Annotated in this window: 25 protein-coding genes; 5 read left to right on the top strand and 20 right to left on the bottom strand. The window is 42.8% G+C overall.

Features of this window, described 5'->3' with window-relative positions; translation table 11 throughout:
• Positions 1 to 196 precede the first annotated feature (196 nt).
• Positions 197 to 763, bottom strand: a complete 567-nt coding sequence (locus DQM55_RS03700; RefSeq protein ID WP_111675504.1) for a TetR/AcrR family transcriptional regulator — start codon at positions 761 to 763, stop codon at positions 197 to 199.
• Between the two features lie 151 nt (positions 764 to 914).
• Here DQM55_RS03700 and DQM55_RS03695 point away from each other — a divergent pair, with 151 nt between their 5' ends.
• The gene (locus tag DQM55_RS03695) at positions 915 to 1868 is read left to right on the top strand and encodes a hypothetical protein (RefSeq protein WP_111675503.1); all 954 of its coding nucleotides are present in this window, start codon (positions 915 to 917) and stop codon (positions 1866 to 1868) included.
• A 123-nt stretch (positions 1869 to 1991) separates the two neighbouring features.
• Here the strand turns inward: DQM55_RS03695 and DQM55_RS03690 are convergent, their stop codons facing one another.
• From DQM55_RS03690 to DQM55_RS03645, 10 genes are all read right to left on the bottom strand, one after another.
• Positions 1992 to 2408, bottom strand: coding sequence for a DUF3021 domain-containing protein (locus DQM55_RS03690; RefSeq protein ID WP_002905055.1), 417 nt, complete (start codon positions 2406 to 2408; stop codon positions 1992 to 1994).
• A 10-nt stretch (positions 2409 to 2418) separates the two neighbouring features.
• Positions 2419 to 2874, bottom strand: a complete 456-nt coding sequence (locus DQM55_RS03685) for a LytTR family DNA-binding domain-containing protein (protein WP_002905974.1) — start codon at positions 2872 to 2874, stop codon at positions 2419 to 2421.
• Between the two features lie 22 nt (positions 2875 to 2896).
• Positions 2897 to 3742: an ABC transporter permease gene (locus tag DQM55_RS03680; protein WP_111675502.1), complete on the bottom strand. Its 846-nt coding sequence runs from the start codon at positions 3740 to 3742 to the stop codon at positions 2897 to 2899.
• Position 3743: 1 nt separating this feature from the next.
• Positions 3744 to 4610, bottom strand: coding sequence for an ABC transporter ATP-binding protein (locus DQM55_RS03675; RefSeq protein WP_111675501.1), 867 nt, complete (start codon positions 4608 to 4610; stop codon positions 3744 to 3746).
• 150 nt (positions 4611 to 4760) lie between these two features.
• On the bottom strand, positions 4761 to 6761 hold the full coding sequence (locus DQM55_RS03670; RefSeq protein ID WP_111675500.1) for an ABC transporter permease: 2001 nt from the start codon (positions 6759 to 6761) through the stop codon (positions 4761 to 4763).
• Positions 6742 to 7521, bottom strand: a complete 780-nt coding sequence (locus DQM55_RS03665; RefSeq protein ID WP_002899832.1) for an ABC transporter ATP-binding protein — start codon at positions 7519 to 7521, stop codon at positions 6742 to 6744. Before DQM55_RS03665 ends, DQM55_RS03670 begins: the two co-directional genes overlap by 20 nt.
• A gap of 169 nt (positions 7522 to 7690) precedes the next feature.
• A complete protein-coding gene (locus DQM55_RS03660; protein ID WP_111675499.1) occupies positions 7691 to 8446 on the bottom strand; it encodes a TraX family protein in 756 nt (251 codons plus the stop codon).
• A gap of 148 nt (positions 8447 to 8594) precedes the next feature.
• The gene (locus tag DQM55_RS03655; RefSeq protein WP_172454709.1) at positions 8595 to 8975 is read right to left on the bottom strand and encodes a class Ib ribonucleoside-diphosphate reductase assembly flavoprotein NrdI; all 381 of its coding nucleotides are present in this window, start codon (positions 8973 to 8975) and stop codon (positions 8595 to 8597) included.
• A gap of 11 nt (positions 8976 to 8986) precedes the next feature.
• The gene (locus tag DQM55_RS03650; protein ID WP_111675498.1) at positions 8987 to 9967 is read right to left on the bottom strand and encodes a sensor histidine kinase; all 981 of its coding nucleotides are present in this window, start codon (positions 9965 to 9967) and stop codon (positions 8987 to 8989) included.
• On the bottom strand, positions 9951 to 10637 hold the full coding sequence (locus DQM55_RS03645; protein ID WP_009659088.1) for a response regulator transcription factor: 687 nt from the start codon (positions 10635 to 10637) through the stop codon (positions 9951 to 9953). Before DQM55_RS03645 ends, DQM55_RS03650 begins: the two co-directional genes overlap by 17 nt.
• A 149-nt stretch (positions 10638 to 10786) precedes the next feature.
• Between DQM55_RS03645 and DQM55_RS03640 the strand changes: the two genes are divergently transcribed.
• Together DQM55_RS03640 and DQM55_RS03635 are read left to right on the top strand one after the other, a co-directional pair.
• Entirely contained in the window at positions 10787 to 12001 is a 1215-nt protein-coding gene (locus DQM55_RS03640) for a DUF2974 domain-containing protein (protein ID WP_111675497.1), read from the top strand.
• 158 nt (positions 12002 to 12159) lie between these two features.
• Complete coding sequence (locus tag DQM55_RS03635) at positions 12160 to 13356, top strand: ferredoxin reductase family protein (RefSeq protein ID WP_111675496.1); 1197 nt, start codon at positions 12160 to 12162, stop codon at positions 13354 to 13356.
• Between the two features lie 109 nt (positions 13357 to 13465).
• On the opposite strand, the gene DQM55_RS11740 is transcribed toward DQM55_RS03635, so the two are convergent.
• The gene (locus DQM55_RS11740; RefSeq protein ID WP_231909448.1) at positions 13466 to 13963 is read right to left on the bottom strand and encodes a DUF3592 domain-containing protein; all 498 of its coding nucleotides are present in this window, start codon (positions 13961 to 13963) and stop codon (positions 13466 to 13468) included.
• 217 nt (positions 13964 to 14180) lie between these two features.
• Between DQM55_RS11740 and DQM55_RS03625 the strand changes: the two genes are divergently transcribed.
• Positions 14181 to 14708, top strand: coding sequence for a DUF2975 domain-containing protein (locus tag DQM55_RS03625; protein WP_009659099.1), 528 nt, complete (start codon positions 14181 to 14183; stop codon positions 14706 to 14708).
• 12 nt (positions 14709 to 14720) lie between these two features.
• Complete coding sequence (locus tag DQM55_RS03620; protein WP_002894739.1) at positions 14721 to 14930, top strand: helix-turn-helix domain-containing protein; 210 nt, start codon at positions 14721 to 14723, stop codon at positions 14928 to 14930.
• 53 nt (positions 14931 to 14983) lie between these two features.
• Here the strand turns inward: DQM55_RS03620 and lacG are convergent, their stop codons facing one another.
• The 8 genes from lacG to lacA all read right to left on the bottom strand — a co-directional run bounded on the left by lacG (position 14984) and on the right by lacA (position 22474).
• Positions 14984 to 16390, bottom strand: coding sequence for a 6-phospho-beta-galactosidase (lacG, locus tag DQM55_RS03615; RefSeq protein ID WP_111675495.1), 1407 nt, complete (start codon positions 16388 to 16390; stop codon positions 14984 to 14986).
• Positions 16391 to 16488: 98 nt separating this feature from the next.
• Positions 16489 to 18195, bottom strand: a complete 1707-nt coding sequence (locus DQM55_RS03610) for a lactose-specific PTS transporter subunit EIIC (protein WP_111675494.1) — start codon at positions 18193 to 18195, stop codon at positions 16489 to 16491.
• Positions 18195 to 18512, bottom strand: coding sequence for a PTS lactose/cellobiose transporter subunit IIA (locus tag DQM55_RS03605; RefSeq protein ID WP_009754858.1), 318 nt, complete (start codon positions 18510 to 18512; stop codon positions 18195 to 18197). The genes DQM55_RS03610 and DQM55_RS03605 overlap by 1 nt, the downstream gene beginning before the upstream one ends.
• Before the next feature lie 48 nt (positions 18513 to 18560).
• A complete protein-coding gene (locus tag DQM55_RS03600; protein ID WP_111675493.1) occupies positions 18561 to 19394 on the bottom strand; it encodes a PRD domain-containing protein in 834 nt (277 codons plus the stop codon).
• Positions 19395 to 19590: 196 nt separating this feature from the next.
• On the bottom strand, positions 19591 to 20571 hold the full coding sequence (gene lacD, locus DQM55_RS03595) for a tagatose-bisphosphate aldolase (protein WP_002894728.1): 981 nt from the start codon (positions 20569 to 20571) through the stop codon (positions 19591 to 19593).
• Positions 20572 to 20574: 3 nt separating this feature from the next.
• Entirely contained in the window at positions 20575 to 21504 is a 930-nt protein-coding gene (locus tag DQM55_RS03590) for a tagatose-6-phosphate kinase (protein ID WP_111675492.1), read from the bottom strand.
• A gap of 12 nt (positions 21505 to 21516) precedes the next feature.
• Complete coding sequence (gene lacB / locus DQM55_RS03585; protein WP_111675491.1) at positions 21517 to 22032, bottom strand: galactose-6-phosphate isomerase subunit LacB; 516 nt, start codon at positions 22030 to 22032, stop codon at positions 21517 to 21519.
• Positions 22033 to 22048: 16 nt separating this feature from the next.
• Entirely contained in the window at positions 22049 to 22474 is a 426-nt protein-coding gene (gene lacA / locus DQM55_RS03580; protein ID WP_009659075.1) for a galactose-6-phosphate isomerase subunit LacA, read from the bottom strand.
• Positions 22475 to 22602: the final 128 nt, after the last annotated feature.

Genomic DNA, 22602 nt, shown 5'->3' with positions numbered 1-22602 from the left:
TTTCCTCACTTTCTATTTTTGAATGAACGCTTCCAAATATTCATTCAAAGCTTTCTAAAAAATAATTCACTTTATACTTATGCAATCACATTTCTTCCCATTCCTATTCGCACTACATAAGACATCACCTCCTTTGTTTGTGAATGAATGATTTTTTAAATTCATTCATGTCTACTTCTAAGAAAAGGAATTTCCTCTATTTGGAAAAAATCCCCTTAACAAAATATTTCACTAAAGTCTCAAGACTATCGAAGTAGCCTGAAAATTCCTGCTCTGTGATATGCATGTCTATGTAGTAAATCAAGTCATAAACCTTCATGATCTCAGCTATTTTCTCCTTCGAAAACCCCTCTTCCTGCAAGCGCTGGCTGAAGGTCTGAATCAGAAACTGATGAAAGGCATTGGACGCTCGTCCGGAATCCTGATTATAGTAATCGTGCAGAATCTGAGAAATGCCTGGCTTGTTCCACTCAGCCAGAATTTTATTGGGTGAAATCAACTCAAAAGTTACCGCAAAAAGCTGTTCAACGATTGCCTCGGGCTCGCCCTGCCAGTCTACTCGTTGCATGATTTCCTCACGTATACGGCTATTTTCAGCTATATAAACCTCCAAGAAGATGGCTTCCTTGGACTCATAATACTTGTAAAAGGATCCGACAGCCATCTGGCTTTTCTTGGCAATATCAGAAATTCCAGCTGCCTTATAGCCTTTTTCCGCAAAGACTTCTCTAGCCGCAGCCAGGAGCTCATTTTTTTTATCCATTTCCATGCCTCTTTTATGAATGAATTATATTTTGTGTTCATTCATATTTTAACACAATCTTGCCATTTGTCAAGCATTTATGTTATACTATACAAAAAAGATAGTTTGTTAATCAAATTATTTTTTTATATTATATTTTGGAGGTTGAGCTATGCTCAAGGAAAGACGTAATCAGGGTACCATCGCCCTATTGGTAATTTCTCTTATTTTTCTAGTTGTTGCTGCAGTGATGGGCTTTATCCAATACCAAAAAGTCAACACCAAGACTGCCTATGACCGAAATAGCGAGTCTGGAGCAGATTCAGCAGTCTATGCTGAAGTGTCATATATTTTTCCAGAGGCTCTGATTGAAGTTGAAGATAATACTCAAGTTTGGCTGGTTGCCTACCAAGACGGATATGTTGGTCTGCAGGCTAAAAAAGGGGACAAGCAGATTGCCCAGCTCTTGGAAAAAGAGAAAAAGGGCGAGCTGGAAAAAAATCCTGTCCGAATCGTTGGCTCTTATGTTAATGCTAACTCCCCTAAAAAAAATCAGGGATATATCTCTAATTATGGCAGCCTCGTTCGCGGTCTCCTAGCAGACAATCCCGAAGTCATCACAGTAATGTCAAGCAGCTCCTATATCTCTATCACTGAATTTGAGTCTGACAATCTTGCATTCATGTTCTACATTCTGTTTTTGATTGGACTCAGTGTTTTCTTTGTCGTTATGGGAATTATCGGCCGCAAGAAAAATATCGCTGCCTACGAAGAAATCTATGCAGCCTATCCAGAGGCCAAGAACAATCTCAATATCCTGCTTGAGCAAGCTTCTTTCCACGACGATGTGCTAAAAATTGCTGTCTATAAAGACCATCTCATTACCTACTATAGAGGTTTCAAGGCGATTGATCTCAAACAGGTCGTCCATCTCTACCACCACATTCTCACCATGCAGCGCGGCTTCGTTGCTTCAAACAGAAACTCAACCTTAGTTGCTATTCGAAACAATCAAAAGAAATACCAAATGCCCATTAAGAACATTGGTAAAACAACAGATACCAAACTCCAGTCAACCTTTGACTATCTCTACAACCACTTCCCTCATATCAGATTGGGAGTGTAATATCACATAAAACTCAAGCTAGAAAATTTAGCTTGAGTTTTTTAGATACAAAAAACAGGAGCAGGATACAGTCCCAGCTCCATTTGTTTTTATGATATGCTTGTCAGAATGTTTTTCAGCAAGTCACTTGCCTTCTTTTTCCTTTCTACGCTTGGCCAAGGCGCTGTTAATCTTCTTGGTCTTAAGATTTGTATCCAAGTAACGAAAGAGCCATACAAAGAGATAAATCAGAATAAAATTAAACCAGAAATGCCAGCTGGCAATTAAAAATCCCCAGTTATTATAGACCATGAAACAGCATACTAAGACTGCGACAGCGGCGAAATGCAGTAAAATCGAGACTGAAAAAGAGAATCGGTCTTCAAGAGTTTTTAACATTGAACTGATAATTCCAATCAAACCGCTCATCACCATGACACTGACGATATTACTTGTTGTGGGCGGATTTTTTTGAATAGAGAGAGCAAGGACAATCAGATAGACTGCACTCCCTGTTTGGATGCCCATTAATATAGCGTGTAGACATTTTTTTATACTCATCACTTACCTCCTAGATTCCCAGATATTCCATCAAGAGCTTGACATAACGACGGCTGACTTCGGTCTTGATTTGATTGGTCAGCTTGGCCGTCATATTGCCAGAAAAGCTGTCAGACAAAGACTCCAGATGGTCAATATTGATGACAGCATGCCGGGAAACCTGGATAAAGTTCGAGCTGCTAATCCGCTGCTGAAAGCGAGTCAAGGTCTCTGTCGTCTGGTAAATGCCATCTCTACTGTAAATCATCAGAGTTGTCTGGTTGATGTCTGCTAGGATAATATCTTCTGTCCTCAACATGACCAGTTTATCGTCCGACTTGATAGGCAGGACGCCACTTGGCCCTGCCTTGTACTGCTCTAAATAATCTAAGATGGCCTTGGCTTCTGCCCCTAGCTGGTCTGCCTTGACCACAACCAGCGGATCCTTGGATGAAATGGTTGGATCTGTTTCAAATTTTGCTTGCAAGAGAAAGCTCCCTATTCACATTCTATTGTAGTTTCAGCCGGCGGATGGCAATTATATTTTGCACCATCCAAATAAGCGCTATTGCAACTAAAACTATTCCAACTATATAGAAAGTTTCTGTCCTTGTCAAGAGCTCCTGCCATTCAATGCGAATTCCCATTGTTTTTTCAAAAGCTGCTTGTGACTGGCTGCTATTAGCAAAAGTATCTGCTAGACTTTCTTTCATGAGAACCTGTCTGAAAAGAGATGCCATGTAGTTAGAAGGCGTAAGCTTCATCAGGTTTTGCGCCATATTCGGCAAGGTTCCAATGGGGATATAGGTACCCACTAGAAAACCAGAAGTTGCTCCAACTACTGTCGCCAATTTCCCTAAACTATCCACTGATTTGAAGCATTGAACAATCAGAGCATTTATCAGTGTGGCCAAGAGGCTATTTAAGAGCATCAGAAGAACCAGGTAAGGAAGGATTCCCCACTCAAAGGAAATGTTATCCGCTAGCGTAAAATAGCTGAGCATAAAGGCAAACATAATGACCTGCATCAAAAAGCCGATAATAACAGAGCTGACAAGATAACTAAGCTGCAAGCCCCATGGTCCCAAGTCTGTGATAAAGAGGTCGTCTGTCACCTTCCGCTCCCAGTCTTCGACCTGCCGGGAGAAAGCTGCCAATGTGGTCGTTAATCCTGTAACTGCCAACACGCCGCCAATCAGCCACAAGTCCATCAGCTGGCTGGAATGGTCTTTGTAATTATTTTTCAAAAAAACGATATAAAGCACAAAGGGAATAATGGCTCCGAAGAGGGACAAAATTACCCCACTGCGGTTGCGGAAATAAAGTAAAAAATTACGTTTTATCAAAGCGAGCATATTAGCGTACCTCTCTTCCTGTCAGTGCCATAAAGGCATCGTCCATAGTTCCGGGTTGGAATTCAAATTGTTCGATATAGGGACCAGCCTGAGCCAGTAAGGTCAGAGCTTCTTGAGTCGTTTTAGGGTGGAGGATAAATTCCCCTTCCTTGACTTGCTCCCAAGCGCAGCCTCTTGGCAAGCTTTTCTCTAAACTTGCTGCATCTTGACTTAAAATCCGTAAGACATTGCGGGCATAGTTTCCCTTAATCTGGTCTGCAGAGCCTTGGGCAATGACCTGACCATGATCTACGATATAGATCTTATCTGCATCATCAGCTTCATTGAGATAGTGGGTTGTCAAGACAATGGTCATCTGCTCTTCTTTCTGAATCTGCTTGAGCAGGCTCCAGATACTCTCCCGAGTCTGAATGTCCAGTCCTGTCGTAGGCTCATCTAAAAAAAGCAGGTCGGGACTATTGAGCAGGGCTCGAGCAATGTCCACCCGACGCTTTTGGCCGCCAGAAAGTGTCCCATAAGGCTGCTTGGCAAAGGCTGACAAGCCCAGCTGAGAGACCAAGCGCTCGATTCTACCTGTCGGCATCTCCTTGTACTGCTTGGCTCTGATAGTCAGATTTTCCAAAACTGTCAGCCGGGCGTCCAACACACTGTTTTGGAAAACCACACCCAACTTAAGCTTTTCAGCATAGCAAATCTGCCCGGATGTCGGCCGCAAGAGACCTATCAGCATCTGGATAGTCGTAGACTTACCTGCGCCATTAGGGCCTAGAATAGCTGTAAAACTACCTCTCTCAATCTGAATATTCAGATCATTAACTGCCACCTTATCGCCATAAACCTTGCTAAGATTTTTCGTTTCTACTAACATGATCTTTTCTCCTTTTCTTTACTTCTGAGACTATGATAGCAAGTCTTTTTTGAAAAATCTCGGCTTTTTGGACAAGCGGTAAAACGAGGGAGATGAGAGGTGAAAATCCAGACATCAAAAAATCCCCGACCTCTGGTCGGGGATTTGCTCTTAGCGGGCGACAATCTTGCGGTAACTGCGTGAAGTCAGTAAGAAAACTAAAATATAGGTCAGGAGGAAGACTCCGCAAGTTGCAAGTGTTGTCTGAATCAAAAGAGGAAGATTGGTCACACCTAGTAGGGCAACTATCAAGCGCAACATGTGAAAGACCGCTGCTACATGTAGAAAAGCAAAGATGAGAGGTAGGAAGAAAACAGTCAAAATCTGCTTGCGAATGGTACTTCTAGTCTGCTTTTCATCTAAACCAACTTTTTGCAAGATGATAAAGCCATCTCGGTCTTCATAGCCTTCAGAGATTTGCTTATAGTAAATCACGAGAACGGCTCCTAGAAGGAAGATAACGGAGAGGAAGACACCAATGAAGAGCAAAGTTCCAGTAAGTTCTTGATAGCTCTTTTCTGCACTATAACGGTCACTAGCCATTGCGAAGCTACCATCTTGAGCTTGTTCCTGATCCAAAGTGTCCCTCAACCCCAGTTGGACTTGCTCGACAAACTTTTTACTGCCCTTAGTCTCTGAAGCAACTCCAATGTAGTAGAAATGATCCACATCGAGATTAACCTCTTTGCTATCATTGACCACCATATAGAGCCCCTGTTCCATGGTTACATCGTTTGGATTAGGGATTTCCCCATGCGTGAAATTTGACGATAAAAGCTGCTTAATCTTCCAGTCCTTGCCATTCACTCGGAGTGGCTTGTCCTTGTTTAAGGAAATATTTTTCCCGTAAACTAGGGTTTCATCGTCTGCCAAGTCTATCTTTTCCCCTGTCATTTTTTCATAATCCTGACGATTGATAACTGTAATCGTGCCGGCAGACTTGGTCAAGATACTTGTATCCGACTCCAGCTCTCTTTGCATTGGAACTGTCACATCATTACCAGCCAGTTTCGTAATGAAGGCTGATTGGTAGAGATAGGTAGTATAGCTTGGCTTCTTCAGACCTGAGTCCTGAGCCACTTGCTGAACCTTGTCCAACAAAGCCTCCTTCTGATCGGTCGATTTCGGCAAGACGATACTGACATTATAATCCTTCGGATGCAAGGTAGTAATATAATCCTGACCTCCAACATAGATATTGATTGTACCTACCAGAGTCACAAGGAGCATGGTAGATAGAATGGAGATAGTTGCCAATCCTGCTGCATTTTTACGCATCCGCGAGATGAGATTGGAAACAGAAATGAAATTCTGCGTTTTATAGTAGTAGCCTTTGCGCTTTTTGAGAAATTTCAATAGTGTAATTGACCCTGCATTAAAAAGCAGATAGGTTGCTAGGATAACCATGATCACAGCTATAAAGAAATTGCCGATAGCAGCGACAGGCTTGGTAACGGTCAAAGCCATATAATAAGCCACACCCATGAGCAGGAGACCCAGCAAGGTTTGCAGAAAAAGGAATCGTCCCTTCTTCTCGCCTGCTTTCTTTTCTTTCATTAGGTTAAGAGAGCTATAGCGTAGAAGGCGCGTAGAGTTGAGCAACAAAATCACCGCAAAAGCAACACCCAGACTAGCTAGAGTCATCCAGACATTCTGCCATTGGAAGGTTGAGGCAAGAACTGCCGGCATTCCCATCAATTTCAAAAGAACTACGTAGAGCATCTTATCTAAAGCTAGGCCAGACAAGATACCCAGACCAACTGTAGCTAGATAAAAAACACAGAGTTCAAAGAAGGTCATGACTAGCAGATGCTTTTTCTCCATGCCCAACAGACTATAGACTCCCAACTCTCGGGAGCGGTTTTTCATGACGAAGCTATTAGCATAGGTAATGAGGATAAGGACGGCAATCTGAATGACATGAATGCCAAACTGCAAGGTCATGCGAGCTGCCGAACCGCCATAAGAGGTCTCCATATTGGGGCTATAAGCTAGTGAGACAAAACTATACAAAATTGCTGTTGCAAGTACCGTCGCCAAAGCAAATGGATAATACAAACTGCGATTTTTAACCAGATTGGACAAAGCTAGTTTACTCGTTAGTTTGAACATAATTGCCCACCTCACTTGCCATAACTGTCAGAGTATCAGAAATCTCTTGGAACATCTGCCGCTCGGTCTTGTCACCACGGAAGATTTGGTTGTAGAGAATCCCATCCTTGATAAAGAGCACCCGCTTGGCCCGGCTAGCCGCTGCAGTTGAGTGGGTCACCATGAGAATGGTTTGACCGCGGGCATTGATGTCGTCAAAGACATCCAACAGGGCTGCTGAAGATTTGGAATCCAAGGCTCCCGTCGGCTCATCCGCCAGCAGAATCTCAGGATCTGTGATGATGGCTCGAGCTACTGCAACCCGTTGCTTCTGGCCACCGGAAATCTCATAAGGAAACTTCTCTTGCAGCTTGTTAATCCCCAGCTCGTTGCAGGTTGTGACCAGCTTTTGCATCATCTCGGTAATGGGACGGCGAGAGAGCACCAGTGGCAGGAGAATATTATCCTTGACCGACAGGGTATCCAGCAGATTGAAATCCTGAAAGACAAAACCTAATTTCTCCCTACGGAAGCTGGAAGCCTGACTGTTTTTGATGGTTGCCGTGTCAGTTCCGTTGAGAAAGACGCGGCCCTCAGTTGGCTTGTCCAGCATGGCTAGGATGTTGAGCAGGGTGGATTTCCCAGAGCCTGACTCACCCATGATGGCGACATATTCGCCTTTTTCTACTGTAAAGTGAATGTCCTTCAGTGCCTCTACTTGGCTGCCCTGAAAGCGGGTTTTATAAATCTTTTTCACGTGCTGTACGTCTAATAATGTCATCTTGCTTCCTTTCTGTCTAGCAGGCACCTATCAAAGCCCTGCTTTTAGCAGTATTTATGAACTGCCTCCTAATTGATAAGTCTATTTTATCTCAATACCAACCACCCTGCCATAACCTAAGCTTACATTTTAAAGTGCAATCTTACACTTTTGTAAGATGAGATGGGCTTTATTTTACACAAAAGGCAATCAAAGCAATTAGCCAAAGGTGGGCTGGATAGAAAATATAGAAGAAATATTTGCTCCACTTGCTGCTGGATCCTCGCTCACCATTATAGAAGTGCAAGAGAGGAAGAGCACTGATAAAGAGCCAGTCTGAATTATAGAGCAGCATTGATAGCGTGTCCTGCAAGGTTGGATAAATTTGAATACTCATGGCAAAGAGAACTCCCGCCCAAACTACATAAAACAAGTTTCTGAAAAAGACTTGATTTCTAAAAAGGTAGGTCAAGAGCATGAAAGGAAGCAGAGCCATGCCGCCTTCGCTAAAGAGAAGCCCGGCCAGCAAGACTAATACTCCTGCCGCTATCCGCAAACCAGACTTCCTATCCTTAGCAGCTCCGCCATTGTCAGAAAAGCCAAAGAAAAGACTCAGCATGAGGACCCCGCAGGCCAAGGTCAGGAAGATGTTGTGAGTGAGGTAAATGCCCTTCTCCTGAAAGAGAAGCGTCAGGATACAGTTTCCTGTCTGCATCAGGGCTGCCCAAAAGAAGAGCCGCATATTGTAAGCCAGACGGTTGCGAGTGTGGAGAAAGCCTTCCACTGCCATGAAGGCAAATGCTGCTCCGACACAGCGAGTTAGGGCATGCAAGATGCCATCCCAGCCATCCGGCACCAGCCCCGGTATCTGGCTGATGTGGTCAAAAACCATAAGAAATGCCATGAAGAGCTTCAACTGAAAAGCATTTATACCTTTTGATTTCATTTTTCTGTCTCCTTCTTATTTCTTGCCTCTATGATAATAAAAAAGAAAGGCCGGTACCATAACCTAACCTTTCATTTGCTAGTTTTATTCTTACAATTTTGTCACTTTTAAAAATCATGCAAAGCATCTACCTAAAATAGCTCAAAACCTAGTGACTTTTATGAGAATTTTCATCTGTCTGCAACTGTTCTAAAAAGCCTTTGACCGCTTGTCGGTCTGCTTCCGTTCCAGAGCCCTCTATGTTACGAATATGGCGGAGGCCGTATTGCTCCACTATCTTATCCGTTGCCCCACAAAAGGTCCGCGGATAACGCTTCTGATTGCCATTGATGACAAAGCCTTTGATTAGATGCTTATACTTTCTGATGAAGCGCTTGGTCGTCCACGGAATCTGCCCTGCTCCGCTATTTCTGCTGACTAAAATACAGGGTCCCTCCAGCTTTTTCCAGACTGACTGGCTAGGCAACCCCAGACTTTTAGCAAACTTCTTGCCCAAACCAGTCAGACTATCATAAACCACTACTAGCAACTTTCTTCCTCCTACTCAAAGATCAATTTCTTCTCAGGAAAGGCGATGGAAACCGTCGTTCCCTGACCAACTTGAGAGTCTATAGCAATCTTGTGTCCCAGCTGGTCAGCAATTTTCTTGGACAGATAAAGACCTAAGCCTGAGGACTGCTGGGTCAAACGACCGTTGTAACCTGAGAAACCGCGCTCAAAAACCCGCAGCAAATCAGCATTTTGAATGCCCAGACCCGTGTCCTTGATGTAGAGTCTGTCCTCATGAAAATAAATCTCTATGCTGCCTTCTTTGGTGTATTTAAGACTATTGGACAGGACCTGCTCCAAAATCACTAGAAACCACTTTTTATCAGTGACAATCGTGTGGTCTAGATCATGAAGATTGAGGCTGAGTCCTTGCTGAATAAAGAAAAGGGCATATTTCTTAACTACTTCCCTGACCAAATCAGCCAGATTTTCCTGCTTCAGAACTAGATCATCATGGAAGCTTTCCAGACGGAGGTACTGAAGCACCAGATGAACGTAGGACTCGATCTTAAAGAGCTCCTGCTCTAGCTGAGACTTGGCTTCCTTATCCTTCAAATCTCCAATTAAGAGTGAGCTGGCAGCAATGGGTGTCTTGACTTGATGAACCCACAGAGTATAGTAGTCCAGCAAATCATTGTATTTCTCCTGCTCAACCAAGAGCTGATTCTTCTGTTCGTACTCCAGCTCCTCCACCCTTTCCTGCAAGAGCTTTTCTAGAGGAGTCTGAGCCTGAGCAGAGACCTGCAGCTTCTGGCTGCGATAAGCCTTATAGGACGTCCAAGCATCTGCTCCGATAAACAAGAAAGACAGAAAAGACAGCAAGAGCGCGACATATTCTAGCAGACTGCGGTAAGCATCAAAGACAAAGGCAAAGATCAGAATAAAGCCTAGCAGCAGAATCAACAGAGCTAGAAAAAATCGACGCGAATAAAGGTAAGACTTAAGAAAGAAAAATTTATCCTGTGTGTCCATTGATGAGACCGTATCCTATTCCTTTTTTGGTTTCGATGAAGTTTTTCAGTCCGTGCTCTTCAAGCTTCTTACGCAGGCGAGCGACATTGACCGATAGGGTATTGTCATCAATGAAAAAGTCACTGTTCCAGAGTTCCTTCATCAGGTCATCACGCGCCACGATACCATCAGAATGCTCGAAGAGAACCCGTAAAATCTGAAATTCGTTCTTTGTCAAGGTCACCACTTTCCCATCAAAGACCAGATCTGTTGACTTGAGATTGAGAATGACACCTTGGTGCTCCAAGAGACTTTGGTCATTTCCAAATTCATAGGAACGGCGCAGCAAGCCCTGAACTTTAGCCAGAAAGACATTGTTGTCAAAAGGCTTGGTCACATAGTCATCTGCCCCCATATTGATAGCCATGACAATGTCCATGGACTGATCACGGGAAGACAGAAACATGATAGGCACCGTTGAAATCTTGCGGATTTCCTGACACCAGTGATAGCCGTTAAACAAGGGCAGGCCGATATCCATCAGTACCAAATGCGGCTCCTCTCGGACAAAGACAGTCAGCACATCCATAAAGTCCTCGACTGCCACTACCTGAAAGCCCCACTGTTCCAGCATTTTCTTAATCATCTGACGAATGACTGGATCATCTTCTACTAGTAAAATCTTGTGCATCTTTCCCTCCCGATTGCTTGCTAGTAACATTATACCAAAAAATGCGCTTGCTTGTTTATCATCCTCAGTCTAAGGTAGGATTTTTCTGGAAAAGAGAAATTCTATCAGAAAAATATGCTATACTAACTAGTAGAAATTGGAGATAAAACATGAGCAATATTCTTACTTACCTTGAAGAAGTCCAGCATGACAGCATTTATGATAAACCTTTCAATGAACTGGATCTGCTAATCCTGACAGAGCTAACCTACTTGCCTTTTGACCAGCTGGTGCACAAGGACATGTCCCCCTACTGCGACTGCCGGCTGCTGGATTTGGCCGATCAAGTACCGCGCGACCTCTCCATGATGGTCAGCAAAAACCGACTGAAACTGCTAGATTTGGCCGCATCCTCTACACGCTTTAAAAATCTAAAACTGATGGGCTATGTCAATGACGTTGACCAAGATATCCAGAAGCAATTCGCTGCCTTGATTTTCAAAATCAAGCCTGATACCTATGTTCTGGTCTTTCGCGGTACGGACGACTCCATTGTCGGCTGGAAGGAAGACTTCCACATGACCTATATGGATCAGATCCCTGCTCAGAAAATGGCCGCCCGCTACCTGCAGAAGGCCTTAGAAAATCTGCCCGGTAACTTTATCCTAACCGGCCATTCCAAAGGGGGAAATCTAGCTTCTTATGCAGCCAGTCAGATGGAAGCATCGCTTCAAGACCGCATTAAAGCCATCTACAGTTATGACTCTCCCGGTCTCAATCACTCTGTCACCGAAAGCGATGGCTATCAGGCCATGGTTGAAAGGATGAAACGCTACCTGCCTCAGAACTCTATCGTCGGCATGATGCTGGAAACACCTAAGGAAGCAAGGATTGTCAAAAGCAGTGCTATCGGCGGCTTTGCCCAGCACGATACCTTTTCATGGAAAATCAAGGGAGACTCTTTCCTATTGCTGGATACACTAGATGCAGAGAGCCTGCAGATAGACAAAACGTTTAAAAATTGGGTGAGCACCGTTTCAGATGAAGAACTTAAAGATTTTTTCGACCTCTTTTTCGGACTGATTTTGGATGCTGGTATTCAGTCTGTCGACGAACTGTCCAATGTTGAAAACTTTAACAAAGTCCTTGATATCCTGAAAAATGCTCAATCTCTTACAGACCAAGAACGTGACATGCTGCTGCGCTTGTCCAAGCTCCTACTGGATATGCGTGTCCAAAGCTGGAAAGACTCCATTAGCTTGCCTAAGCCTTCTGCTATTGGCAAGGATATCCGAGAAAACCTATCACGCTGGAGTAAGCAGTTGCCTTTCGGCCAGTCTGAGACTGACAAAGAGGAAGACACTGCCTCAGAGGTTCAAGAGTAAAATCACAACTCTCTTCTATAGCTTGGCTAACGGAAGACTTGACCTATCCATACCAAAAACGAAACAAGCTCTTATCTTGACAGCTTGTTTTTTCTTTGTTAGAATGTAACAAATCCATTTACAACTAAGTAGTGATAAAAACCAGAAAGGAAACCATCATGAAATCTATCAAAGGAATCGCCCTTATCGCTATCAGCATAATCCTGACCATCTATGCTTGGGCTTCAGCTGGGATGACCAACTTTATCGTACCTGGTCTGGCCTTGACTACCCTTTCGCTGACCTTTTTACTTGCGACTCGGAACGTCCTATTGGAAAAATGGTTCAATGGCATCGAAAAGATGTATGCTTATCATAAGTTTACAGCTATCTTTTCCGTCGTCCTGCTTGCTCTCCACAATGTTGCCATGGGTGGCAGTCTCTGGGGCTCTCATTTAGCAGCCCAGCTTGGAAATGTTGGCATCTATCTCTTTGTCAGTATTGTTCTAGTGGCCTATCTTGGCAAGCACATCAAATATGAGGCTTGGCGCTGGATTCACCGCTTTGTTTATTTGGCCTATATCTTTGGTCTCTTCCACGCCTATATGCTGATGGGCGGTCGACTCCTAACACCGACCTTACTAGGTTTCGTAGTCGGATTCTACGCTATCATAGGTTTAGCTTCTGGCTTTTACATCATCTTCCTCTATCAAAGTTTGGCCTTTCGCCATCTGGGGAAAATCCTGCAGGTCAAACGACTGAACCACGATACCGTGGAGTTGAAAATCCAACTCAGTCAAAAGCTAGACTATCAGTACGGTCAGTTTGCCTTCGTCAAGATTTTCCAAGAAGGATTTGAAAAAGCGCCACATCCTTTCTCTATCTCTGGCGGCCATGACAATATCGTCTACTTTACTATCAAGAACTCTGGCGATCACACTAAGAAACTTTATGACAAGATCCAAGAGGGAACCAAGGTCTCCATTGACCGAGCTTATGGTCACATGATTCTGGACCAAGGGCAGGAAAAACAAATCTGGATTGCTGGTGGGATTGGCATTACGCCCTTCATCTCCTATATCCGAGAAAATCCTAATCTGAATCGTCCAGTCAGCTTCTACTATGCTTATACCGGAGCAGAAAATGCTGTTTACCTAGACCTACTCAAGGACTATGCAGCCAAGAATCCGTTGTTTGATCTTCATTTGGTCGATAGCAAGGTCTCCGGCTATTTAGACTTCAAGAATTATCCTCTGGATAACCAAACCACCGTCTTCATGTGCGGCCCTGTCAAGATGATGGAGAAGCTAGCCAACGAATTTAAAAAGACCAATCCTAAAGCAGATCTGGTCTATGAAGGCTTTAAATTTAAATAAAGAAAGCAAAAAGAGGAGTTCAATCCTCTTTTTTAGTCTATTTGGATTCAACAGATTTTGAAAAAGATCAATGTTATATCCCTCAATATCCAAAAACAGACTTTTCAAACTACAAAAATATACGGAAAAGATTAATTCCAATCAGAATGAGAAAGAAAATAGAAAATCCGATAAACAAATATTTAAAATACTTTTCATTGCTGATGCAGCGCTCAACATATGCCTCTTCTGGATTCTTAGGATTATAATAGACAGTCATACCTGAGCCGACGGGAAATATTTTTTTCAAGTCTAGACTCCTATCCGATCCGTAAACATAATCACTTGAAAAGACATCTTTTTGGATTTTTCCTGAAGAGGCAGGGATAAACTGTTTATACTTAAGACTTTTTCGATATTGTTTTCCACAGAGAGTATATTCTACAAGAGGCAAGGCTACCTGAGGTGGCTTACTACGGCGACTATAGATAGTACTGTTATATCCTACTACTTTGCCTGATATTAAAGATGTAGATTTACTTCTAATAGAAATTTCTTTTCGATAGTGAAGATAGAGTGGAAAAACAATAATTAGCCAGAGAAGCCCAAGCACCACAATCGTAATCATAGGATTCATTACTATCTCCTTCGTTACTTTAATATTCAATACATATTGTATCAAAATTTTCATCGATACCAAAGTCTCTATAGGATATCTTTTTGCCTTTATAAAAATTATCGTTTTTCGATATATTTTTCTTGAAATACAATAAAAAATAGATTATAATAAGAATAAAAGGAAAAGAAAATCTACTGCCGGCTGATTTTCGATAGAGGTAAGCATCATGAAAAAGATTGAATTAAAAAATAACTCTTTGCTCAAAGATATTGTTACTCTATTAAACCTTATCATAGTGGGTTATGCTGCTATTCTGGTGTTTCTTACTATCCTAAGTGTGATTTCTTACACCGGTCTTTCCGACAGGTTGGGAATAAAGCTCAATGTTCAATTTCTGCCCTCAGTTGATTTTTCAAATTTGTGGAGTATTCTAACCTTTGTTATAAATCTTCTCACAGCTTCTTTGACTATTTATCTCATCTATCTTGCTCGTAATTTCATCAAAAATTTGATTGGTGGAAAGATTTTTGATTCATCAAACACGCAACTAGCTGATAGGGCATGGAAAGTCTTTCTGGCTCTGACCTTTCTTTCCGTTAAGGTTGCTGCATCAGGCAATCCCATCGCCCTCCCCTTCTCTTTTAACGCCAGTATGAGCTTTTCACCTCTCTTGGGTGCTCTGATTATTTGGCTGATGATGAAAATTCTGGAAAAGGGGATTGATATAGCTGAAGAAAATGAATTTACCATCTAGGAGGCTGCTATCATGATTATCGTTAATCTTGATGTCCAGCTGGCCAAGAAAAAGATGAAACTAGGTGAACTGGCCGATATCATCGGTATTACCAACGCCAACCTTTCCATCCTCAAAACGGGCAAGGCTAAGGCTATCCGCTTTAGCACCCTCAATGCTATCTGTCAGGCCCTTGATTGCCAGCCCGGAGACATCCTAGAATTTACAGATGATGAAGAATAAAAAAACTCCCGTCCTAGCCGATTCCATTCAGCTAAGGAGGGAGTTTTGCTTTTCTATTCAATCATTTGTGTTTCAGCTAGTTTCTTATACCAGTGAGCGGATTTCTTCGGATAGCGTTCCTGCGTTTCGAAGTCTACGTAGAATAAGCCGTAGCGTTTTTCATAACCGTTAGACCAAGAAAAGACATCCATCAGAGACCAGATAAAGTAGCCCTTGACATTAGCCCCGTCCGCAATCGCATCGGATAAAACTTCCAGATGCTGCTTGACGTAGTCAATCCGAGCATCGTCGTAAACCGTATTGTCCACAAATTCATCTTTATAACCCAGACCATTTTCTGTGATATAAATCTTCTTGTAGTTTGGATAATCTTTCTTAATCCGCATGATCTGGTCATAGAGACCTTGCGGATAGATAATCCAATCCCAATCAGTTTTTGGTATATAGGTTGGAGATTCTCTGCGCCCTACACCCTTAATCTGGTACTTGGAGCTTCCCTTTTCGCCTTTTCCGTTATGGATAATTTCTGTTTCACCGTCAAAGTCGCGCATCCAGTCACTCATATAGTAGTTGATACCGAGGAAGTCATTGAGGTCTTTAGCTGCTTCTAAAGCCGCAAAGTCTTCATCTCGTAGATCCAGCTGACCACCATTGACCTTAAGGATGTGATTCACTCCTGCCAGAGTTACATCTGAATAATGTCCCAGATAAGTCGCATCTAGGATAAATTTGTTATGAATAATATCTTCCAACTCTGCTGCTCTGACATCTGCTGGATTTTCTGGATCGTAAGGATATTTTGTCGGAAGTGCATGAACAACACCAATTTCACCCTTGTAGGCCTTATCCTTATATAGCTTAACGGCACGGGCATGAGAGACCATCATGTTATGATGGGATTGGAAAACCTTGGCCAAGTCATACTGGATACCTGGAGGGAATTTTCCTACTAAGTACTGACCATCACCAATTGGGCCAATTTCATTGAAAGTTGTCCAATAGCGAACTTCTGGAAATTCTTCAAAACAGAAAGCCGCATAGTCCACAAAGTACTCAATATTTTCCCGATTGAGGAAATCGCCATTTGAATGAAGAGCCTCTGGTGTATCAAAGTGGTGAAGGGTCACAAAGGGTTCTACATGATGTTTGTGGCATTCTGCGAAAAGATTATGGTAAAATTCCACACCTTTTGGATTGACCTCGCCATAGCCTGTCGGGAAAATCCGTGACCAAGCAATGGAGATCCGAATACCATTGACACCATACTCTTCAGCCAATTTCAAATCCACAGGGTATTTGTGGTAAAAGTCGCTGGCAGGTTCTGCCGTGTACCAGTAGTTGTCCTCTAGGTACTTATCCCAGGCAACAGATCCTTTGCCATCTGTGTGGGTTGCTCCCTCAGCTTGATAGGCTGCTGTTGCACCACCGAAAATAAAATCTTTAGGTAAGCTTTTTATCATCTTATTTTCCTTTCAATAGTATTTGAAGTGAAACAAGTAAGTAAATAGGTAAATAACAGGGGAATTGAACTTTGCTTCACCTCAAATGAACTAACAAATTAGTTGTTGAATTGCTCCTGAACGAAGGCTAGTGCTCCTTTACCATCACGGGTTAGTTTGATGTATTGGGCACCTTCAGTCTTAGCCAGTTTGATACCCAATTTATCAGTTTCGGCCTTCATATCTTCAAAGTTGGAGGCAACTTGAGGAGCCAGGATAACTAGGTCAAACTCAGGCAGCATTTCACGGTGAGCACCGTATCCACCCGCTGCTGCTTTGACAGGAACATTGTATTCAGCTGCTGCTTTATTCAAAGCGTTGGCCAGCAATCCGCTAGTACCACCGCCTGCACAGAGCACCAGAACATTGGTTTCTTCGCTAATATTGTTTTGCGCTGGAGCTTCTTCATCCACACCTGCTTTTTCAAGGATAGCGTCCGCTTTAGCAGTATTAAAGTTAGCTGCTACTTTTTCTTTAAGAGCATCATTAGATTTGCCAGAACGTTCTTCTTCTAAGATTTGTTCATCATAAACCTTGACAAATGGATAGTAAATAATCACATCCACTACGACAAGAAGAGCTGCAAGAACAAAGGACAGAAGCTGGAAGTTGGTACCCAGCACAATTCCCAGAGGTCCAGGTGTCACCCAAGGAAGGTTGGCTGAGAAGGAGTTCATGTTCAAAGTATCAACAAAGAATTTGAAAATCCATACGTTTGCGATAGGTGCAAAGATAAATGGAATGAAGAAAATTGGATTCAGTACGATTGGAGCACCAAAGAGAATGGGCTCATTAACACCAAAGAAAGTTGGGACAACAGATGCCCGTCCAATTGCACGGTTACGCTCGGACTTACAGATCCACATGAAAAGGAATGGAACAATCAAGGTCGCACCAGTACCACCCATGGTAACGATGAACATTTGAGTACCAGAAGTGATGACCTTATCCGCATGCTGACCAGCTTGTACCAGAGCCAAGTTGGCATCGATATTGGCATAAGTAATGGCAGCAATGGCAGGCTCAACGATGGACGGACCGTGAATTCCCACGAACCAGAAGAAAGCATAAGCACCAAAGATAAGCGTGATTCCCAGATAGCCATCTGCCGCTGAGAAGAGTGGAGCAAGAAGTGTTCCGATGGATTCAGCAACGGTTACTCCTAGACTTGCTTTAACAAGCAGTTCCAAACCGTAGAGTAGAACGACTGAAACAGTGAATGGAATCAAGTCTTTAAATACTTGCGAAATATTTGGTGGAACTTCTTCTGGCATGCGAATGGTGACATTATTTTTTACACAAACCTTGTAGACATTAACCGTAACAAAGGCTGCGATGAAAGCTGTCAAAAGACCTTTGGTTCCCATGAAGGCAGTTAGGAAGCCACCTTCCTTGGCAGGTTCAGCCGCCATGAGGAGGAAGCCGACCATAGAAGCCAGCATAGTAGACAAGAAGTTAATCTGGTTTGTCGCAGGCAGGTCGCGGTTGACAGAGTCTGTCAAAGCCTTGGCAGTGGTCCCACCCACAAAGAAAGCCAGAATCCCCATCGAATAGCTATAAGGGGTCATTAGGAAAGTTTCAATGTCCTTAGACCAATGGAAGCCCCAAGCATTTGGAACATAGGCAATCAAGATAAAGATAGATGAGAAGAGGATGACTGGCATACCAGCGATAAAGCCATCCCGAATAGCACGGAGATAGATATTCCGAGAAATCTTCTCAAAGAAAGGCTTCCCTTTCTCAATAAGTCCGATGAGTTTGTTCATTATTTTACTCCTCTTTTGTATAGTTCAATCAAATGGTGCATCATGTCTTTTAGCAAGATAGTAGTCATTAAGTGATCCTGGCCGTGCATCATGGTCACACTGTAAGCCAAGTCCTCGCCAGCCGCTTCTTTTGTCAAGAGACTTGTCTGAGCATGATGAGCTTCAGCGATGCAGCTATTGGCTTCTTCCACCAAGGCATCTGCCTTAGCAAAATCCCCAGCTTCTGCTGCTTTCAAAGCTTCTAAGAGCTTGGAGCGAGCGTCACCAGCGTAGGCCACAATTTCAAAACCGAGCAATGTTACTTCTTCTCTATTCATGAGAGATCCTCCTTGTATTCTTATGTAAAATTTTATTATTATTTGCTATTATAAAAGGCGTTGAATATGCAGCACCAGGTAGACCCGTTCGCTGCGGTAGAGATCAATTCCCGTCTTCTGGGCAATGATGTGGTAAATATCACTTCCGACCTGATAGGCTTGAGGATAGGTCATCTGGATCTGACTTTCCATTTCCAGCAGGGAAACATTGTCATCACGACTTCGGTCCAGATAGTCCAAAAAGTAGTTCAGGTGAATCATAAAACGGTCATAAAAGTTGCTGTTTTCTGCACTTCTTTTAATACCATTTTTCTTCAGCTCTGCCTCAACAGCAGCCAAAATATCTTTTCGCCTGCCCAAGTGACTCTGACTTTCAGGATCCGTTTCCCCTTCAGCATTGATAAAGTGATAGGCAATGCGATTGACCTCGTCGCTAGGGAAATGATCCAACAACCGCTCACGGTATATGGCTACTGCTTCCTGGGCAATCTGATAAGGGACAGGGTATTTGTCCGAAGCATCCGGCAGATCACTTTCCTTGTATCGCCCCTGCTGCAGAGCCTGATATGAACAGTAGATGTGATCCGTCAGCGTGACATAGATATACTCCTGGACAGGGTAATCATACTTCTTAGAAAGGGTGTCAATCACATCATAAGTCACTGTGATAAAGTCCAGTGGAACATCTTTGAGCAAGGCCACAAAGTTTTCTTTAGACTCTTCCGTTCTTAGGCGAAAGATTTTCTCAATCTTACTTTCCAGAACGATATCACCCTTCTTTTTATTAAAAGCTATGCCACTGCCAATCAGAACAACCTCTTCACCATTTTCATGTTTGGCTAGAGCAACATTGTTGTTCATAGGATGTATGATTCGATACATATCTCCTCCTCTTCATTTTCTAGGGTTCTGGCAAAACAAAAAGACCACAAACAAACCGAGGCTATATCTTCCCTCAATTTATTTGCGGTCACGCCTAATCCAACTTAGTAACGCTCACCCTATTCAATTTCTGATTTCATTATAGCATATCAGCATCAGAATGTAAACCCTTACTTTATTTATTTTTTAACAAATTTTAGGCTCTTTCTTTCCAAGAGGTAGCTGTTTTTTGAAGAACCTTGTTGAGCTCATCAATATTTTCAAATCCTGTTGTACGAAGCCACTTGCGAGCTGCTTCTTCGCCTTGCTCAATGTAGTCTTTGACACTGCCAGCCCAAGTCGCACGTCCGCAAAGAACGCCGTTGAAGTTAGCACCTGACTCATGAGCAAACACAAGTGTTTCTTGGAAGAGTTTAGCAGATACACCAGCACTCAAGTAGATGTATGGCAGGTTAGTTGCTTCATCCTGTTCCTTGAAGAAGGCAGCAGCTTGTTCTTTAGTATGAACTACTTCACCATCGCCAAAGCCTTCAACGTATTTAACATTGACTGGTACTTCCACTTTCAAGACATCAATATTGAAACGTGGATCTGAGAAGACCTTCATGGCACCGATAACCTTGTGAGGTTTCACTTTTGCGTACTCAGCGCTGGAAGCATCCGCAATCTTTTCATCGTAAGCCAAGATTTCAAGGAAGAAAGGAATGTCTTCAGCCACACACTCAGAACCCACACGCTCGATATAAGCCTGCTTTTGCTGGTTGAGTTCTTCTGAGCTGTCTACGTCATAGTAAAGGAGGAATTTAACCGCATCCGCACCTTGTTCTTTGATGCGTTTTGCAGACCAAACATCCAGACAGTCTGGCAGGCGCTTGGTGCTAGAAGTATCGTAGCCTGTCTTTTCATAGGCCAATAGCAAGCCAGCATTCTTGTCCAAAGCCTTAGTAGCAGGCAGTCCATACTCAGGATCCAGCAACATAGATGAAGCATAAGGAGTTAACTCTTCTGCGACCAAAACTTTCAGTTCTTCCATTTGAGCTACTGTTGGTTCTGCTTCCTGGTGTTGAGCCATGAGGCGTTTCAAAGCACCGCGTTGGTCAAATGCCAAGGCAGAAATGATGCCATTCTCATCAGAGAGTTTTTCCATGTACTTGCGTTTTTGTTCTGTTAATACCATTCTTTATACCTCTTTTACTGTGATTTGATTGTATAGGCCGTCGTAGTTTTCAACATTGACATGACCGGTCATTTTTTCTTGGGCATTGAGCATGCCGAGAACGTTAGCTTTTTTGAGCAGAGAAACATCATCCGCTTGATGACTCAAGGCTGAAGAAATTCCTGCAACAGTTGAGTCGCCAGAGCCAACTGGATTGACTACTTGGATTTTAGGAATATCTACTTTATAGAAAGTGTCCCAGTGTTTGGCAAAAGCTCCGTCTGCACCAAGAGATACGATGATCCACTCGATTCCTTCAAATAGCGGTTCTGAAAGAACAGCTTTTAACTCACCCAAATCTTTTGAAACATCGCGGCCCAATAACTGAGAAAGTTCCTCATTATTAGGTTTGATGGCAGTTGGCTTCACATCTGATTTGAGTACAGCTTCCAGAGCTGCTCCAGAGCAATCCAACACCACCTTATTGCCAGCTTGATTAGCAATTTCAACCAATTGAATATAATATTCAACAGGTAAACCAGTTGGTAGACTTCCCGAGATACTAACTACCTCAGCTGATTCCATTAATGATTTAAAATGATGTAAAAAACCATTTGCCTCATCCGCTGTAATAGTCGGACCGGCTTCTAGGATTTCTGTTTGCTTACCTTCGTGTAAGATAGCAATACAGTTTCTCGTATCTCCCGAAATGTTATAAAAGCATTGTCTAACATTAGGATGAAGGTTTTGTAATAAGAACTCTCCATTAGTCCCACCAATCAGGCCCGTCGCAGCAACATTATCTCCAATTTCTGCCAAGACCCTGGTTACGTTGAGACCCTTTCCGCCTGCTGTTTTACTGACTTCCGAAACACGATTAACAGTATCTATTTTCAATTCTTCTAAGGGATAGGAAATATCGATAGAAGGATTCATGGTCACTGTAAGAATCATCTAGCTACCTCACTAATCGTGGTACTCTCCACGATCCCATTTTTCAAGAAATTCTGTAAAGAAGTTGGCATCTGTTTGATGATCGTTGTGAGTCTCAACGTGCTCAATCTTAGCAATCAATTTTTTGTTTTCTTCAGATGGTTTGTACTCCGCATGAATGAAAGCTTCTATGATGTCACACATAAGGAGCTCACCAGTGATTTTACCACCAAAACCAATAACATTTGCGTTGAGTTCTTCTTTAGCATAGAGAGCTGAAGTCATGTCGCGTACCAAAGCTGAACGAACACCAGGCACCTTATTAACCGCGTTGTTAATGCCGACACCTGTACCGCAAATACAAACACCAAGATCAGCTTGTCCACTAACGACTGCCTCCCCTACTTTTTTACCAAAGATTGGATAATGTGTCCGTGTATGGTCATAAGTACCAAAATCAAGAACTTCATAGCCTTTTGATTTTAGAAAATCTGAGACTGCCATTTTTTCATTGGTAACGATATGGTCACATCCAATTGCAATTTTCATTTGATTTCTCCTTTTCTTAGCACATCTTGTTGAGCATGTCGACCCGGATTTGGTGACGGCCGCCGTCGTATTTCCCATTGACAAAGCCTTTGGCAATGTTCTTAGCTAGCCCTTCACCAACGATTTCAGCTCCCATCGTAATCATGCGAGAGTTGTTATGGCCGCGAGTCATGTAGGCAGAGCGTTCATCTGAGACTTCCGCCGCTACCATACCTTTGATTTTGGTCGCTACCATAAATGGACCAGCACCATAAGCGTCAATGACAATACCAAGATTTTCCTCTTGTTTATTCACCTCAGCCGCAACTGCAAGGGTCACATCAACAAAATCCTGACCTTCTTTCGTCACATCCACCACTTCAAAGTTTTCTCCGACGAGAAAATCCTTGACTACATCTTTCAGCTTGCTTCCAGCAGCATCTGCTCCAATAATAATTGCCATGAGCATTCTCCTTTGTTTGATTTTTTGCACAGAATATTGTTTATAAAAAACACTTTCTGTTTCCTATAAGCATACTATACTCCTTTAAAAGTTATTTGTCAACAGATTTTTGTTTATTTTAATCAAAA

It is taken from the genome of Streptococcus sanguinis, assembly GCF_900475275.1.
GTDB lineage: Bacteria > Bacillota > Bacilli > Lactobacillales > Streptococcaceae > Streptococcus > Streptococcus sanguinis_N.
This window is presented reverse-complemented; position numbering and strand designations above follow the sequence as displayed.

Coding starts and splice junctions, on each gene's coding strand:
- DQM55_RS03700 (WP_111675504.1), bottom strand. CDS start 763: ATGGATAAAAAAAATGAGCTCCTGGCTGCGGCTAGAGAAGTCTTTGCG.
- DQM55_RS03690 (WP_002905055.1), bottom strand. CDS start 2,408: ATGAGTATAAAAAAATGTCTACACGCTATATTAATGGGCATCCAAACA.
- DQM55_RS03670 (WP_111675500.1), bottom strand. CDS start 6,761: ATGTTCAAACTAACGAGTAAACTAGCTTTGTCCAATCTGGTTAAAAAT.
- DQM55_RS03590 (WP_111675492.1), bottom strand. CDS start 21,504: ATGATTCTTACAGTGACCATGAATCCTTCTATCGATATTTCCTATCCC.
- DQM55_RS03660 (WP_111675499.1), bottom strand. CDS start 8,446: ATGAAATCAAAAGGTATAAATGCTTTTCAGTTGAAGCTCTTCATGGCA.
- DQM55_RS03610 (WP_111675494.1), bottom strand. CDS start 18,195: ATGAACAAACTCATCGGACTTATTGAGAAAGGGAAGCCTTTCTTTGAG.
- lacB (WP_111675491.1), bottom strand. CDS start 22,032: ATGAAAATTGCAATTGGATGTGACCATATCGTTACCAATGAAAAAATG.
- DQM55_RS03640 (WP_111675497.1), top strand. CDS start 10,787: ATGAGCAATATTCTTACTTACCTTGAAGAAGTCCAGCATGACAGCATT.
- lacD (WP_002894728.1), bottom strand. CDS start 20,571: ATGGTATTAACAGAACAAAAACGCAAGTACATGGAAAAACTCTCTGAT.
- DQM55_RS03650 (WP_111675498.1), bottom strand. CDS start 9,967: ATGGACACACAGGATAAATTTTTCTTTCTTAAGTCTTACCTTTATTCG.
- DQM55_RS03680 (WP_111675502.1), bottom strand. CDS start 3,742: ATGCTCGCTTTGATAAAACGTAATTTTTTACTTTATTTCCGCAACCGC.
- lacA (WP_009659075.1), bottom strand. CDS start 22,474: ATGGCAATTATTATTGGAGCAGATGCTGCTGGAAGCAAGCTGAAAGAT.
- DQM55_RS03605 (WP_009754858.1), bottom strand. CDS start 18,512: ATGAATAGAGAAGAAGTAACATTGCTCGGTTTTGAAATTGTGGCCTAC.
- DQM55_RS03620 (WP_002894739.1), top strand. CDS start 14,721: ATGATTATCGTTAATCTTGATGTCCAGCTGGCCAAGAAAAAGATGAAA.
- DQM55_RS03625 (WP_009659099.1), top strand. CDS start 14,181: ATGAAAAAGATTGAATTAAAAAATAACTCTTTGCTCAAAGATATTGTT.
- DQM55_RS03695 (WP_111675503.1), top strand. CDS start 915: ATGCTCAAGGAAAGACGTAATCAGGGTACCATCGCCCTATTGGTAATT.
- DQM55_RS03665 (WP_002899832.1), bottom strand. CDS start 7,521: ATGACATTATTAGACGTACAGCACGTGAAAAAGATTTATAAAACCCGC.
- DQM55_RS03635 (WP_111675496.1), top strand. CDS start 12,160: ATGAAATCTATCAAAGGAATCGCCCTTATCGCTATCAGCATAATCCTG.
- lacG (WP_111675495.1), bottom strand. CDS start 16,390: ATGATAAAAAGCTTACCTAAAGATTTTATTTTCGGTGGTGCAACAGCA.
- DQM55_RS03675 (WP_111675501.1), bottom strand. CDS start 4,610: ATGTTAGTAGAAACGAAAAATCTTAGCAAGGTTTATGGCGATAAGGTG.
- DQM55_RS03645 (WP_009659088.1), bottom strand. CDS start 10,637: ATGCACAAGATTTTACTAGTAGAAGATGATCCAGTCATTCGTCAGATG.
- DQM55_RS11740 (WP_231909448.1), bottom strand. CDS start 13,963: ATGATTACGATTGTGGTGCTTGGGCTTCTCTGGCTAATTATTGTTTTT.
- DQM55_RS03600 (WP_111675493.1), bottom strand. CDS start 19,394: ATGTATCGAATCATACATCCTATGAACAACAATGTTGCTCTAGCCAAA.